Genomic DNA, 15,107 nt, shown 5'->3' on the forward strand with positions numbered 1-15,107 from the left:
ATAAGCCTTTCCTCGCGATCGTTTTTCGGTAGGGTGGAGGATTGTAAGTTTATCTTGGTGGGGACCTCTCGCTGACTGTCGGCCACTTCTGGTCGGTCCGATTCCGTCGCCTCCTCTGAGCCTAGCTCAAAATTGAGGAGTATTTATGTTTAAAAATCCACCATTCCCCGCGCAGGCGAGGCAAGCACTTGCTACGCCATCACCTATCAACGAACTCAACCGGTCCTTAACGGCGATCGTCTATTGTGAGGCCAATTTCGGCGGTATTGACGGAAAGACGGCCAACGGCCTGGTCCGCCATTCCGAGAAATACGAGATTCTCTCAATTATCGATAGTGAGAAGGCTGGTCAGGATGCCGGTACGGTTCTCGACGACGAGCCCAACGGGATTCCCATCTTTCGCGACCTGACCGATGCCTTGGCGCACGCCGGTAAGGTCCCGGACTACTTCATCTTCGGAATTGCCCCAGCGACCGGGATGCTCTCACCGGCTGAGCGCAGACTGGTACTGAAAGCCATCGATCTGGGGATGAACATCGTCAACGGGCTCCATGAGTTCCTGAACGAAGATCCAGAATTTGTAGCAGCGTGTTTACGATCAAACGTGGTGATTCGCGACGTCCGGCGGCCTCGCGAGAAAAAAGATTTACGCGTTTTCAGTGGGCGCATCGCGGAGGTCACCTGCCCGCGTATTGCTGTTCTGGGGACTGACTGCGCCATTGGTAAGCGGACCACCGCCACCGTTTTGACAAAGGCCCTCAGGGATCTCGGCATCAAGGCCGTGATGATCGGAACGGGTCAGACCGGCTTAATTCAAGGAGCACGTTACGGGATGGCTCTTGATGCGGTGCCCTCACAGTTTTGCGCGGGAGAATTGGAGGCCACGATTCTCGAAGCGTTCGCAGGCGAGGATCCCGATGTTATTTTCATCGAAGGGCAGGGCTCCCTCAGCCATCCCGCGTATTCCACCTCCAGCTTCATTCTGCGCGGCAGCTGCCCGGATGGCGTTGTGTTGCAGCATGCCCCGGGACGGGAGCACCGGTGCGACTTCCCCCAGATGCCCATGCCGACTCCAGCCTCCGAGATAAATCTTATTGAGACCTTCGCGGAAACCAAGGTGATTGGCCTCACGCTCAACCACGAGAACATGACGGACGCGGAAATTTCCTCAGCAATCATCCTCTATGAACTTGAGTTGGGTATCCCCGTCACCGATGCATTGACCCGGCCCACTGAGCGTTTGGTGGAAATGGTCCTCGCCGCGTTTCCGCAGATTGGAGAAAAGCTATCAACCGTCGTAGCATAACCGCGCCACGATTGCAGATCGATCTCAACAAGATATATCACAACGCAGAGACACTTGTCGCCCGGCTGAGCAAACGAGGTATTTCGGTCACTGGTGTCACCAAGGCCAGCATGGGATTGCCGGAGATCGCGAACGTTTGGCTTCAGGCAGGCGTCAGCGGGCTGGGGGATTCCCGTATCCAGAATTTAGATACGCTAAGGCGCGCGAGTATCGTGGCACCGATGGTGTTGGTTCGCTCACCGATGCTGAGTCAAGTGGATCAAGTGGTCGCGCTCACCGACGTCAGTTTAAATTCGGAAGTCGAAGTCATCCGGAAACTTTCTGCCGCTGCAAATACCATAAACCGAATCCACGGAATCGTGCTTATGGTCGAACTGGGAGACCTGCGCGAAGGCATCATGCCTGAGCTTCTGGAGGCCACGGTAGCGGAAGTGCTTCGTCTTCCCAGCCTTGTGTTGGAAGGCATCGGGACAAATCTCGCCTGCCGATGCGGCGTATCACCCGACGACCGGAACATGGCCGAATTATCATCCCTTGCGGATTCGCTTGAAGCCACTTTTGGGATAAGTATCAACACCGTATCCGGTGGCAACTCGGCCAATCTCGATTGGGCTCTTAACTGCGCGGACACCGGACGGATCAACAACCTTCGCTTGGGCGAAGCGCTCCTTCTGGGATGTGAGCCCCTTCATCGCCAAGCGATCAAAGGCCTGCATACCGATGCCGTTACACTTTTTGCAGAAGTAATCGAATCGAAGGAAAAACCTTCCAAGCCATGGGGCGAGATTGCGCAATCGGCCTTTGGGGCGGTCCCTCAAAGCAACGATACCGGAAGCATCAAGCAATCCATTCTCGCGATTGGGCGGCAGGACATTGATCCATGCGGCCTCACTCCGCCATCCGGGATTGTGATTCTCGGGGCGAGCAGCGATCACCTTGTCGTTGATTCCGGCAACTATTCCCATCAGCTGGCGGTTGGTGCTGAAATTCCGTTTCAGCTCAATTACAGCGCGTTGCTCCGCGCCATGACCTCACCCTACGTCACCAAGGACATCATGCGAACGCCTATGACAAGGCATCTTGCAGAAAACGCACAAAGTTCCTGTGCATGACATTTGCCACGTCCTCGTCGCTGTAGCCGCGTGATTTGAGAATTGCAGGCAACCGCTGCACATCGGCAATCGAGTCCAGATCCATCGGTGATTCCTCAAGTCCGAATCCGCCGTCCAGATCCGAACCGATGCCCGCGTGTAGCGAGTTCCCCGCGAGCTGGCAGACATGGTCGATGTGATCGACAATATGTTCCAGCTTCACGCCCGTCTCCGCCGGCTTGGTCTTCCCAAGAATCCAGCCCGGAACCAGCATCCATGCATCCAGTGACGCCCCGATGACAGCCCCGCGGGTGATCAGTTCCTGCAACTGCTCAGAGGTGAATTGGCGCTCGTGTTGAACAAGCTTCCGGCAATTGGAATGGCTCGCCCAGACTTTACCTTGGAACACATCCATGGCCTCGCGGAAGGATTCGTCACACAGGTGGGAAACGTCGAGAATGATCCCCAGGCGATCCATCTCCTTGAGCAGCTCCGCTCCCTTGGCTCCGATACCGCCTCTTGCGTTCGTGCCCTGTGCGTAAATTCCCGGGCCGAAATTTGCGGGTCCGATGGCGCGCAGACCCTGCGCGTAAGCGCGTTCGACGTGCCCGATGGTCACCATGGAATCAGCGCCTTCAAGGCTCAGTAGGTAGGAAATGGGAGCGCTGACCGGAGGGTCCTGTGTCCACAGTTCCACCGCGGCGTCCAACTGAGCAACCGTCGTAATTTGCGACAACTCACCCTTCTCCTCCATGGCACGGTACCAGGCCAGCTGCCCCTGTGTCTGTGCCCAAGCCTGCTCGGGAGAATGCCACCCGCGAAGGCGATTGGACGGCTTAATATAACGACCGATTAACGTGGCCACGCAGATACCCGTCTGGCCTTTGCGCATTTCCGGAAAACAGACCGTTCCCTTCCCGCGATCGGGCCGGTCCGTCATCTCTCGCTCCCGCTCACGGATCTCATGCAAGGGTCGCGTGTAGTCACGGTTCCACTCAAGGGCGTTCATGCCCAAATCAAGGTGGGCATCAAAGATTAACATGGCTAAAGATCTGGAGGGTGGCTGACAGGGCGCCGAGACTTTACCATCGGTTCAGCTTGGCAAGACTGTATTTGGCAGAGCGTGAAACTGGCACGTGCTGGGTGAGGGGACCGCGCTGGAGCCAGCCTCAAATGGGTCATTTTTAAAACTTACCGCGGGTATTTGTTTCTTGGTTCCCGCTACAAGTTGCTCTGATTGAGCGTTTGCTGAAGCGCCTTGTAATTGATGTAGACAAAGTAGGCCATGAAGGCGGGCATGACCCATGTGCCCAGTTTCCAGAAGAGGAGAATGCCGATGGCGCTGGCGCAGACCATGCCAGTGATATGAATCAATCTTGAGCGCTTGTGGCCGACAACCGCGGCCAGCATCTGACCACCGTCCAGCGGGTAGATTGGGAGGCAATTGAAGATCGACCAGACAATGCTGATCCAAACCAGATCGAACAGCATGATTAGTAAAAGCGAATTTTCCGGAATGGGGAAATTCCGGATTACCGCAATCGCCAGCAGTCCGAGCAGGAGTTGGATGCCCGGACCCGCGGCTGTTACGAGAAAGGATTGCCGTCGGCTCAGGACCCCGGCCGGAAAACTGGCGGTGCCCCCGAAGGCGGTCAGCGTTATGATCGTCGGCAGGCCAAATTTGCGAATGGTCAGGGCATGTCCCAATTCATGCACAAAGATCGAGAGGAACCCGGCTAAGACAAACAGGGCTACGTTAATGATGTCCTGTCGGTCGGCCATGTGCACTCCGCCTCCCAGAAAGACCATCGTGATCCAGAACCACGGTGCAATTCGAACGGGTATGCCTGCAAAATTAAATGTTATCATAGTTTTCTTCGGGTTAGGCAAAGACCTCCGGCTCCCTCTGCAACGGTTAATTGCTGGCAAACCCACCCAGGCATCCGTCCCCGCGTTGCGGGTCTGTCAACTTGGGCTAGGTATGTCAGCCCTTTGGGCTTTGATGACAAGTTTGGGCATCTTGTGGCGCGGCTTTGGAAAATACCGAAGGGTCGGAAGATGTAGCCCAGGTTGAGGGTTCCGCAACGCGGAGCCCGACGCCTGGGTATTCTTATAGCATACATTAGAATCTTGTATCCCAAGAGGGAGGCCGTACTGTGATCAACGACCTCGGAACGATACCGAGGGAGCGTTTAATAACCAAAAAAGAGGAATTCAGGAATGAGCACACTTACAGGAAAAGTCGCCTTGGTAACGGGCGGGACATCCGGCATTGGCCGGGCGACGGCCGAGCTGCTGACGAAGAACGGCGCGACGGTGGTGATCACCGGGCGCCGCGAGGCCGAGGGCAAGGAAACGGTCCGGCTGGTTGAGGAAGCCGGTGGCAAGTGCGTTTTCATCCAGGGCGACATGTCGCTCGAGGCGGATATCGAGAAGGCCGTCTCGGAGACCGTGTCGCAGTTCGGCAAACTGGACATTGCGGTGAACAACGCGGGCGTCGAGGTGGCGGGAATGGTGCCTGAAATCGACAAGGAAAGCTTCGACAAGGTCTTCGGTGTCAACGTCTGGGGCGTCCTTGCCTCAATGAAGCATGAGATACCGGTGATGCTGAAGAACGGGGGCGGATCGATCATCAACATGTCGAGCATCGCCGGACACATCGGTGCACCCGGCTTGTCAATTTACATCGCCAGCAAGCACGCGGTTGAGGGTCTGACCAAGGTGGCCGCCCTCGAGACCGCCCAGCAGGGCATCCGTATCAACGCGGTGGCCCCGGCGGTGATTGAAACGGCCATGGCTGAGCGCCTGTTTGGTGGCGACGAGGAGACCCGCACGGGCATGATCGCCCGTCATCCCATCGGCCGCTTTGGCGTCTCCAAGGAAGTTGCGGAAGCAGTCCTTTGGCTGGCCAGCGATGCCTCCAGCTACACGACCGGACACAGCCTGCCAGTTGATGGCGGCTTCCTGGCAACTTGAATCCGACGATATCCCCTGAATCCCTAAAGCTTGATCACCTTAAGGCGCGCGAGGGTGGCGGGACCGGCGAGGGGACTGGTCACTTCAAAAGAAACCGTCTCAATCTCCGCATTGACGGCCGCGGGAATGCCAATGGGGGAAGTGGCTGCGCTGCCGTCCACCCACGTTTCCGTGACGGTGTTGTAGATTTCGAGCGTGTAGGACAGTCCGCCGGGTTGGATGCGCCGGTTGTAGGTCAGGTTGAGAAAGGTGTCTCCCCCGGATTCAGTCAGGTAATAATTAACCGCCCTTAACTCAGCGGGATTGGTTGGGTCGAGACCCGTGGCAAACTCAACCAGGTTGAGGGTGCCGTCCAGGTCGTAGTCGTCCAGTTCCCCGGTGGCGAGGCCACCTATTATTTCCGCTTCGGTAAAGTAACGGGTCTGCCAGGAATTGAAGGGATCGGTAAAGACCGTGATCGGGATGACCTTGTTGTCCGTTTCCGGAAGGGACGGATCGTTGTCGGACAGATCGATGGTCAAATCTGTGTCCGTATTGGTTCCGGCTGTGTAAAGGAGTCCGTAGGGATCGCTCAGGGTCGTGTTGATCTCCGTCTTGCTGGCATTGATAGTCAGGGAGGTTGATCCATTACCCGAGACCTGGGCGACCTGCACGCCACCGGGTATGTCCGTGGACAGGGACAACTGCCCGTGGGTGACGCCAAGGATCAATTGAAAACCGCTCTCCGTGTCCGGATCAGAGATACCAAGCCCGTTCAAGGGTTCGGCGAATCCGTTGGCCGCCGCGAGGGAGGTGGGCCCCTCAATTGTGGGCGGGGCATTGGGATCAACCACGTAGATCGTGACGTTGCGAATGGTCGTCTGTACGCCATCGGAGACCGACAACTGAATGGCGGCCGTGCCCGTGGCATCGGCTGTGGTGAACTGGACGGTCCGCGATCCTCCTGAACCGGTCACGACAATGGAAGCATCCGGGATCAGGCTTTCCGAAAGCGAGACCGCATCCGCCGTGAGGCTGTTCACATCGGTATCCGCATCCGAGAAACTGAAGCTGAAGGAGAGGCCCGTGGAATTGCGGACAACCGTCTGGGCAGGAACGCTGTTGATGCTGGGGGCAATGGAACCATCTGAAGGGAAGGATTCCAATCCGTAATTACCCGTGTTGGTTTGCAGATCGTAAAAGGCCAGGTACCCGCTCTCGGTATTCCATGTTCCGTTCGAGCTCTGAAGGCGGGTCTGGAAAGAGGCCGACTTGAAGGCACAGGATACAGACTCATCCGGGGCACCGCCGTTTTTGCTTCCCGACCAGCTCAGGCTCTCAACAAAAACATTGTTATAGATAAGCCGGGTCTGGGTGATAACGCCGCCACCGTAGAGGACATCGTAATCAATCTCCAACTTATCGAATGCGGATCCCTGTGTGAGGGCCTTGAATAGTGAAGGTGACAGCGAATCGACAGGTTTAGTAAAACTGACCGAGTACAGGTCAGGATTGGAGGTGCTCGCTGTTCCGCCGCTTCCGAAACTGACGACGTTGAAAGCACCAGCGAAGAAACTCTGTATGTCCGTCCAACCATTTCGCCCGGCAGCAGTGCTCTCACCGGGTGGGGGATTCACACCTCCCGTGAACCGGGCATAGATGTCGGCTTGGGCGTGTCCAGTTTGCCAGGTTCCAATCAATGCAAGGAGCAAGAAACACGCTTCAACGCGCCTGCAGGCAAAAGCAGTCAGTTGATTCATTCCTCGCATGGGAGGTCCTGGCTTATTTGGTGGGATAGGTAGCCGTGTTTGACGCTAAATCCCATTCAGCCGAGAAAGTGTCAATTTCAGCGTTCGTTTTGATATCAAAGGTCACATACTCCACCTTGACGGCTTGATAGGCCAGACTCATACTCTGAAAGGGTTTATCATCCCCCCCCGCGACTCCCGACCAGGACATGGACTCCACAAAGACGTTTTTCATGTAAATCCGCATAAATTCAGTCGATGAATTCGGGGTCCTCATGAAGAGCTTGATTTCAGCCACAAATTTGCCAGTCGTCAGGTTGTTGAAAAATCCCGGACTGGTCTGCCCGACGGGCATTGTCACGTTCATTGAAGTAAGCGAGACCTTGCCGTCTCCCCCTCCGCCGCCGATGGAGCCGATGGCAAAAGGTGCACTGCCTCCCACACTGAAGGAATCGATCTCGATCCAGCCCTTGTATTCCGGGAAGGAGCCCCCATCGGATTCCCCGTCAGGAATGCCGGAGCCATCCGTCTTCATGAAGATGTCGAAGGCCCCGTTGATGGTTGCAAGGGGGATGGAATACAGGGCAAGGCAGGCAATACCGGCGAGGATTTTTTGTGTGCGGCTGAGTTTCATGGAAAAACCTTTCTTATAAAAGCTATGAATTGAGCTAATGCCCTCGTCAAGCCTAGCGTAGGAATTTCCAAAGGTTACTGAAATCGTCAGTCCAGATGACTTCTTCGTACGGGCGAATATCGGCAGCGGCCGAACGGATTGGCTCCTTTCCGAGAATGGCCCTGCCCATGAGGATCCAGTCCGAAGGGATCGGTACTGGGGGCTGGCCGCTGCACTTGATGCGGACGGCCTCCATGCCCAGTTCCCGGGCAATAGAGACAACCGGCACGCTGATATCGAGGATGCGATTTGAAATATTCACCGCGATGACGGAATCCTCATCCCGGAGGTGCATAAGGTACATCTGGAAAGCCTCGCGGGTAAGCAGGTGAACCGGTATGGAATCGCTGGAGAAGGCATCGAGTACAAGAATGTCGAATTTCCCCGGCCGACCTTCCTGAAGCTCCTTTTCAAGGGAGAGGCGGGCATCGCCGAGGCTCAGTTCGACCGTGCCCATGCACTTTTGAAGGTATGTGAAATCCGCCTCCGGCCCATAGGCATGATCGATCACGAGGGGATTGATCTCGTAGAAGCGGATCAGGTCACCCGGTTCGGTGTAGGCGGCAATGGCTCCTGCGCCAAGGCCGGTGACCCCGATCCGGATGGGCTGGCCCATTTTCCGGCGAGGATGCTGTAGGATTCCCAAGCCGACCCCGCTATCCCTGACGTAATAGGAATTCGGGACCATTTCCAGATCTCCCCGAAGGTACTGGAACCCGTGCAGGATCTTTCCGTGGACGAGGTTGCGGATCGTGAGGGGATACGGATCGAAGATCTTTCCTTCATTGATCTTCACGACGCCGAAGAAATTCCGGTCCACCTCCTGGGCGGCCACGCCGGTGCTGCGGACATTAAAGACCGTGAAGCACTCGAAGACAAAGATCAGCATGGCGATGAGAATCCTTGGCCAGAGGGGCCATGAGATGAAGGCGGCTTTCCGGAATGGAAGGTAGAGGGCAAGGGCGATCGCAAGGGCAATCCCGAGGTTGGCCAGCTCGCGGTGGGCCTGGATCCCGGGAAGGGAATAGCCTCCGGTCAGGGCAAGCGTGTAGTGGGTGATGATGTAGGCAGTGAGCAGGAGCAGGGCAATGGCATGCCAGCGGTCGCCGGTGTTCAGGAAGGATTTCTTGTCCTTCCAGAACAGGTAGGTGAGGAGGATCCAGCTGGTGAAGACAGTCAGATGGAATTCCCAGTAGCCGGTGAAGAGGGTCGGGGCAAGGATACCAACCGTGATCCCCCCAATGACCCCACCAAGGGCAACCATGAGGTAGAAAGAGGTGAGTTTCTCAACCCTTGGCCGAATCCGGAAGAGCTCACCATGGCAGAGCATCGAGAAGACAAAGAGGAAGAATCCGTAGGAGAGTACATGCCCGATCATTCCGAGATCAAATCCTTTCAAATTGGTGATCAGGACCACCATCGAGGCAAGGTAGGTCAGGAGGACAAAGGCACGGCGCGAGTACCAGCGTGGATGGTCGAAGCAGATGATGAAACTCAGGAGGTAAATCGCCAGTGGGAGGACCCAGATGAACGGCGTTACCGCGACCTCCTGGGAGAGGTCGTTGGTGATTGCCAGCATCATCGCCGCCGGGCAGGCCGAAAGGATCAGCCAGAACGACCAGTGGCCCTGACCTTCACTCTCCGTGGGTGCCTCGGGTGCAATGGTTTCCGTCACCTTGATGGATTCCCCTGAAAGGCCGGCCTTGCGCGCCGCGAGGGCGCTGGCGATGGTCGCCACGATAAAGATAAAATACAGGCCCGCCCAGATTTTCGCCTGCAGGGAAAGCGGCAGGTAGGGTTCGATAAAGATTGGATAGGAGAGGAGGGCCAGCAGCGACCCGGCGTTGGAAAGGGCGTAGAGCCGGTAAGGGCGGTTGGTCCCGGCACCGATCCCGTACCAGCGCTGGATGAGGGGGCTGTTTGCGGCTAGGAGGGTGTAGCTGAGGGCGATCGCCGCCATGAGGATCATGAGTAGCTGCGGGATGGGATTACCCGATCCCGATACGGGTTTCCATCCATCACCGGGAAGGACCGGTGATCCCCATCTGAGCCAGGCCAGGCCGAGGCTGGCCATGGCCAGTATGAGGAGCAGGCTGTGCAGCTTGACTTGGGCGGGCAGGCTCAACTTCCGGTCGATGAAGAAGGCGTAGGCATAGCCTGCCAGAAGGAAAGATTGAAAAAACAGGATGCAGGTTGTCCAGACAGCGGGCGCCCCGCCAAACCACGGCAGGAGGAATTTGCCGAGAATCAGCTGGATCTGGAAAAGCAGGAAGGCTGAAAGGAAAATGGAACAGGCAAACCGCATGAGATTGTCGAACGGCAATTAACGCCCCCTGTCAAAGCGAATGTCGGGGGCGGCCATGGTGTAAATCAAGCTTCAGGCAGGGTTTGCTGGTGACGCGCGGAATCCGTGCGACGATCTGGTTGAATAGGAATGGCGATTCTTGGGACCGCTGTTTTTGATTGCCCGAACGGGTGATTCCGGCAGATTTGGCGTGAGCCCCCATGCAATACCCCATCACACATTCCTCCTTTCTACGTATCATTTCCATTGCCTGTCTGGCAGCGCTTGCCTCGCCCGTGCTGGCCCTTGACGGCGGCAATGACGTCTTCATTACCGTGCCGACCGGAACCAGCACCGGGTGGAAGACTTTCGAAATCCTGACCGGGGATGACACCCTCGGCAGCCTTGCCCAGGAAGGCTTCATTTGGACGCTGTCACACGATGACTGGGACGGAGTGGGGGCCTACCTGTTGGACAGCTCGACGCTGCGCGTTTTCATCAACCACGAGGCGGGCGCGGGATCCACTTTCAGCCGGGTGGATATCGACCTCACAAATCTGCAGAACTGGATTGTTGCGGGTATCCCGAACAACACGAACAACGACCAGGTCGCTGCCCCTGGCCAGATCGTCAAGGCGGTCAGCCTTGGCTGGACCAGTGTCGGCGCGGGTACCGGAGCACTCAATAATCCTTGTTCGGCGAATGTCTGGCCAGCGGACACCTTTGGCTTTGCCCGTGGCTTTGCGGATACCCTTTACCTTCTGGGAGAGGAAAGTACCGGGGGACATTTCTGGGTCATGGATGTGACCACGCGCACGCTTTATGAAGCACCGGATCTTGGCACCAGCCGCTGGGAAAATGCGACCATTGTGGATACAGGAAGAACCGATACGGTTGCCTTGATTCTCGGGGCAGATGTGGGAAGCAGCAGCACCGGCACCGCGCCGCTTCAGCTATATGTCGGATTAAAGAATCCGTCTGGCAGCTTCCTCGAACGGAATGGATTGGTTGGAGGGAAAGTCTACAACTGGGATCCGGAAGGCAGCAGTACCAACGGCACCCTCAGCGGGATTTTTTCAGGAGGAAACGGTACTTCCGTCAACGGGACATGGGTCCTTGACGGAACCAACGCAGCCCTGTTTTCCAAGCTTGAAGATGTCCACACCAACCTCTCTCCGGGCTCATCCGGATATGGGGTTGAAGTCGCCGTAGCCTCACAGGCAGAGGCAGTTTTCACCGTTGACTTGTCGGGCGTGGACTTTGTTGCCGGTGACCTTGGGGTGAATCGCGACTCTCCGGTATTGGTCCTTTTCGCGTCGAATTCCCAAGACGTTTCGGTCGGCAATGGTTTTGCCGGAATGGATAATCTCGTCTGGTCGGCAAACGGAAAGATCTATGTCAACGAGGACGATGGGGAAGGGGACATCTGGCAGATTGACGTTGATTCCCTGAAGGCCTCCTACACGCTCGGCGACTTCACTCCTGATGCCTCACAGGTCTTTGATATCCTCGACGCGGATTTCGCCAACGAGAGCTCAGGGATCATCGATATCTCCCGCGACCTTGGCTATCAGGCGGGCAGTATCTTTCTCACCGTAGGGCAGAGCGGCGTCCTCACAAACAACCAGCTCGCGATGGCTGTTTCGCCAACCGCCGCACTAATCCCCGATCCCATCACCTACGCAACCTGGATTGCCGGCTTTCCCTCTCTCACGGGCTCCAACGCCCTCGCTACGGGGGATCCGGAAAAGGACGGGATCGTCAATCTGCTTGAGTACGCCTTTAATTTGAACCCGACTGTTCCCGATGCAGCAGCTCTTGAGATTAACGGAGCTTCGGGGCTGCCCCGCATGGAATTAACGACAGATGGATCGGAAAGTCATCTGATCCTCGAATTTGTTCGCCGCACCAATTCCTCCGACCTCATTGAGGCTTCCGAGTTCAGCCCCGCAATGGATTCCTGGGGTGCTGGTTCCTTGATCACCACAACTCCCATCAGCTCCGAATTTGAGCGCGTCCTTGTGCAAGACCCGACTGGGCTCTCCGCAGGGACGAGCCGCTTTGGCAGGATTCGTGTTGAGCTGGAAACAGGCCCGTAGATTTCCGAAAAACCTTGCCGTTTCTACGCAGTGCTGATTGGCTGATCCATCGGCTTAGGGTAAAGCCATGAACAACGCAGCACGAATTGGGGCAGTGCCCCGGACAACGATGCTTTTTCCGCCTCGGCGGGTCGTGGACATGATCGTTCACGGGCAGTGGGGCGGCTTGGATACTGTATATCTCGAGGGTTTTTTAAATCCATTTGGGTCAACTTGAAACGTATAATGCGGCCTCAAGTTGGCCGCTGGAGGGAAGTTTAAATGAAACCGCGTACAAAGCGCTCGCTGGTGCCGCTGATGGCCGCCGCGTGCTTGTTTACTATTGTCGTGATGGTTCCAAGAGCGGAAGCCATCATCGCGGGCAGCAACTGGGATATCCACATGGATATCGAGGGTGTTGTCGCCAATGATTATCATATTGAGGGAGTCATCTATTCCGGGATTCCGGGAGAGAACTGGTCTTATCCGCCAACGCTGGTGGATCATATCGACGGGAATTTTCCCAATTTCAGTTATTCCATGGTTCCGGACCTCTCGGATCCAGACCAATTCGCCTATATATTCCAGGCAGACTGGACAGGGGCTGATTACGAATTTTGCCAGGACCTACACCTCGGCCTGTTTTTCGACCTCGAGTGCCATAACCTGATGATTGATTTGAAGGGGTGGTGGACCAAGGATGGCGAGCCGGTTGGAATGACCCTCTTGCCTGGATTTGAGGCTGAGGATGAATTCGGGCCCACAACGCCCCATTTGCGCCTGCGCAACGATTCCCAGATACCGGGAGAGATCGTTGCCCTTCGCCTTACCGGTTTGAGCCCGGAGGAAGTCGAGGGACTCTTCGGGACGGCGCAGGACATGTTTCCCGAGCTGGCGCCCGGTGGATTACTCGATCCGGAAAACCCGCAATCACCGGTTCCCTGGAGTGAGGGGAAGGAAATGGACCCCACCGGCCAGTTGATTCCGATGGGACCCAAGGATTTTCCCGCCGAGAGCTTCTTCGACGTTTTCTACGAAATCGAAATTGATACTGAGCCCGGCGATATTGTTGCCGATCCTCCGTTGGCCATGGAGGCGGGCAACATCCTTGTCGCCGCGGAACTTGTCAGATATATCAATGAATCCGGGGTGGAGGAATTCAACTGGACCTGGGAACTGCATGAATCGCATGGTATTGATTTCGGGGATGCCCCGGACCAGAGCTACCAGACCCTGCTCGCCAGTGACGGCGCCCGCCACATTGCCCAAGGCGTCTACCTTGGACAAGTGCGCGATACTGAGTTGGATGGCCAACCAACCGCGCTGGCTGACGGGGATGACAATAATCCAGCCGGTGGTCCGGATGATGAAGATGGCGTGACTTTCACCGGTTCATTTGTTCCCGGCTCCGCTGTTGGCCTCAATGTCCAAGTGAATGGGACGGGCTTCCTGAACATCTGGGCTGACTGGAACCGCGATGGAATGTGGGATCCCTCTGAACAAGTACTGACGCCCGATATTCCCGTATCCACGGGGACTTTTGTCGGTGCGATCGTTGTTCCTCCTGCACCGCCGACCGGCTTTGGTCCGACCTACATGCGTTTCCGCGTCAGCTCGCAACCGGGACTTCAATGGTTCGGCTTGGCAGTGGATGGTGAAGTGGAGGACTACCGGATTGATATCCTGGACAGTAATGACGATGTTTATGACTGGGGAGATGCCCCGGACGCTGCGGCAGGGCCGGCCTATCCGACTTGGGCCAGTAGCAACGGTGCGCGGCATTTACTCTCTTCACAACTTTGGCTTGGTGGTGGCGTCGATCCGGAACCGGATGGCCAACCAACCATTCCAGCTGACGGAGATGACATAAGCGGTTTCCCCGACGACGAGGATGGGGTCGCTTTACCGATCTCCCTGATGCAGGGCATTACAGCCACTGTGAACGTGTTCGCCTCTGGGTCGGGCCTTCTCAACGCATGGGTGGACTTCGACCAGAATTCATCCTGGCTCGATGCCTTCGAACACGTGATTGTTGATGCGCCAGTTGTCGGGGGTCCAAACAGCCTGAGCTTCCTGGTTCCGGCAGTGGCCTTGCCGGGCAACACCTACATGCGGTTCCGCCTCAGCACGCAAGCTGGGTTGACACCGAGCGGACCGGCACCGGACGGTGAGGTGGAGGATTACCTGGTCTTGATTGAAGAGTCCGCCGCCCAGGGATTTGACTGGGGCGACGCTCCGGACTTCCCGCAAGTGCCGGGCTATCCAACCTTGTCGATCCACAATGGTGCCCACCATTTTCTTGGGGGCGTCTATCTGGGGAATGTGGTCGATCCTGAACCCGATGGGCAGCCAACCATTCCGGCAGACGGGGACGATCTCGCTGCGCTTCCGGATGAAGATGGGGTCACCTTCCTCATGCACTTGGTAAAAGGAAAAACTTCCCAGATTCAGGTTTGGGCCTCAGCTGTAGGTTTCCTGAATGCGTGGATGGATTACAATCAGAACACCTCATGGGCCGATCCGGGAGAGCACGTTTTCATCGATACCCCGCTGGTCGCTGGTCCCAACAACCTGACCCTGACCCTTCCCGCCTCGGCGGTATTCGGAAATACATACTTCCGGTTCCGCTTCAGTTCTGCTCCGGGCTTGTCCTTTGACGGCTTTGCCTCGGACGGGGAAGTGGAGGATTACCGGGTCGAGGTCTGCGAGTTGGCTGATACCGTCATTACAACCACGGCGAGCAATGATGTTGTTTTGAACTGGACACCAGTGACCGGTGCCACGTCCTACGCCATCTATTCAGCAAACCACCTTGGCTCCTTCTACTTGTGGAACTACATGGGGCCGGCCGCTGGGCCGCCGTGGACCCATACCGCTCCCGGATGGATGCCACTCAGCTTCTATTACGTGGTTGCCGAGCCATAAATCCCACCTGGTCCCCCTTCTTTTTCTTAATGGCATCAGCCAGGACT

10 protein-coding genes are annotated in these 15,107 nt (G+C 56.6%); 5 read left to right on the forward strand and 5 right to left on the reverse strand.

What is annotated here, in order from left to right; translation table 11 throughout:
- Positions 1–145 precede the first annotated feature (145 nt).
- The gene (locus G0Q06_RS03985; RefSeq protein ID WP_163962678.1) at positions 146–1,306 is read left to right on the forward strand and encodes an N-acetyltransferase DgcN family protein; all 1,161 of its coding nucleotides are present in this window, start codon (positions 146–148) and stop codon (positions 1,304–1,306) included.
- Complete coding sequence (locus G0Q06_RS03990) at positions 1,303–2,418, forward strand: alanine/ornithine racemase family PLP-dependent enzyme (protein WP_163963325.1); 1,116 nt, start codon at positions 1,303–1,305, stop codon at positions 2,416–2,418. Before G0Q06_RS03985 ends, G0Q06_RS03990 begins: the two co-directional genes overlap by 4 nt.
- On the opposite strand, the gene G0Q06_RS03995 is transcribed toward G0Q06_RS03990, so the two are convergent.
- Both G0Q06_RS03995 and G0Q06_RS04000 read right to left on the reverse strand, forming a co-directional pair.
- Entirely contained in the window at positions 2,372–3,439 is a 1,068-nt protein-coding gene (locus G0Q06_RS03995; RefSeq protein ID WP_163962680.1) for a dipeptidase, read from the reverse strand. The genes G0Q06_RS03990 and G0Q06_RS03995 overlap by 47 nt on opposite strands.
- Before the next feature lie 179 nt (positions 3,440–3,618).
- Entirely contained in the window at positions 3,619–4,266 is a 648-nt protein-coding gene (locus G0Q06_RS04000) for a metalloprotease (protein WP_163962682.1), read from the reverse strand.
- 351 nt (positions 4,267–4,617) lie between these two features.
- On the opposite strand from G0Q06_RS04000, the gene G0Q06_RS04005 reads away from it, so the two are divergent.
- On the forward strand, positions 4,618–5,373 hold the full coding sequence (locus G0Q06_RS04005; protein ID WP_163962684.1) for a glucose 1-dehydrogenase: 756 nt from the start codon (positions 4,618–4,620) through the stop codon (positions 5,371–5,373).
- Positions 5,374–5,396: 23 nt separating this feature from the next.
- Here G0Q06_RS04005 and G0Q06_RS04010 read toward each other — a convergent pair whose 3' ends face one another.
- From G0Q06_RS04010 to G0Q06_RS04020, 3 genes are read right to left on the reverse strand one after another with little or no spacing between them, the layout of a single operon-like run.
- A complete protein-coding gene (locus G0Q06_RS04010; RefSeq protein ID WP_163962686.1) occupies positions 5,397–7,112 on the reverse strand; it encodes a type VI secretion system tube protein Hcp in 1,716 nt (571 codons plus the stop codon).
- A gap of 22 nt (positions 7,113–7,134) precedes the next feature.
- The gene (locus tag G0Q06_RS04015) at positions 7,135–7,734 is read right to left on the reverse strand and encodes a type VI secretion system tube protein Hcp (RefSeq protein ID WP_163962687.1); all 600 of its coding nucleotides are present in this window, start codon (positions 7,732–7,734) and stop codon (positions 7,135–7,137) included.
- Positions 7,735–7,786: 52 nt separating this feature from the next.
- The gene (locus tag G0Q06_RS04020) at positions 7,787–10,078 is read right to left on the reverse strand and encodes a polyamine aminopropyltransferase (protein ID WP_163962689.1); all 2,292 of its coding nucleotides are present in this window, start codon (positions 10,076–10,078) and stop codon (positions 7,787–7,789) included.
- 200 nt (positions 10,079–10,278) lie between these two features.
- Here G0Q06_RS04020 and G0Q06_RS04025 point away from each other — a divergent pair, with 200 nt between their 5' ends.
- Positions 10,279–12,156, forward strand: coding sequence for a hypothetical protein (locus G0Q06_RS04025; protein ID WP_163962691.1), 1,878 nt, complete (start codon positions 10,279–10,281; stop codon positions 12,154–12,156).
- 261 nt (positions 12,157–12,417) lie between these two features.
- Positions 12,418–15,060, forward strand: coding sequence for a GEVED domain-containing protein (locus G0Q06_RS04030; protein WP_163962693.1), 2,643 nt, complete (start codon positions 12,418–12,420; stop codon positions 15,058–15,060).
- Positions 15,061–15,107: the final 47 nt, after the last annotated feature.

This window comes from Oceanipulchritudo coccoides (genome assembly GCF_010500615.1).
GTDB lineage: Bacteria > Verrucomicrobiota > Verrucomicrobiia > Opitutales > Oceanipulchritudinaceae > Oceanipulchritudo > Oceanipulchritudo coccoides.

Excerpts from the sequence above, each read along its gene's own strand:
- G0Q06_RS03985 (WP_163962678.1), top strand. The coding sequence starts at position 146 with ATGTTTAAAAATCCACCATTCCCCGCGCAGGCGAGGCAAGCACTTGCT.
- G0Q06_RS03995 (WP_163962680.1), bottom strand. The coding sequence starts at position 3,439 with ATGTTAATCTTTGATGCCCACCTTGATTTGGGCATGAACGCCCTTGAG.
- G0Q06_RS04000 (WP_163962682.1), bottom strand. The coding sequence starts at position 4,266 with ATGATAACATTTAATTTTGCAGGCATACCCGTTCGAATTGCACCGTGG.
- G0Q06_RS04005 (WP_163962684.1), top strand. The coding sequence starts at position 4,618 with ATGAGCACACTTACAGGAAAAGTCGCCTTGGTAACGGGCGGGACATCC.
- G0Q06_RS04010 (WP_163962686.1), bottom strand. The coding sequence starts at position 7,112 with ATGAATCAACTGACTGCTTTTGCCTGCAGGCGCGTTGAAGCGTGTTTC.
- G0Q06_RS04015 (WP_163962687.1), bottom strand. The coding sequence starts at position 7,734 with ATGAAACTCAGCCGCACACAAAAAATCCTCGCCGGTATTGCCTGCCTT.
- G0Q06_RS04020 (WP_163962689.1), bottom strand. The coding sequence starts at position 10,078 with ATGCGGTTTGCCTGTTCCATTTTCCTTTCAGCCTTCCTGCTTTTCCAG.
- G0Q06_RS04025 (WP_163962691.1), top strand. The coding sequence starts at position 10,279 with ATGCAATACCCCATCACACATTCCTCCTTTCTACGTATCATTTCCATT.
- G0Q06_RS04030 (WP_163962693.1), top strand. The coding sequence starts at position 12,418 with ATGAAACCGCGTACAAAGCGCTCGCTGGTGCCGCTGATGGCCGCCGCG.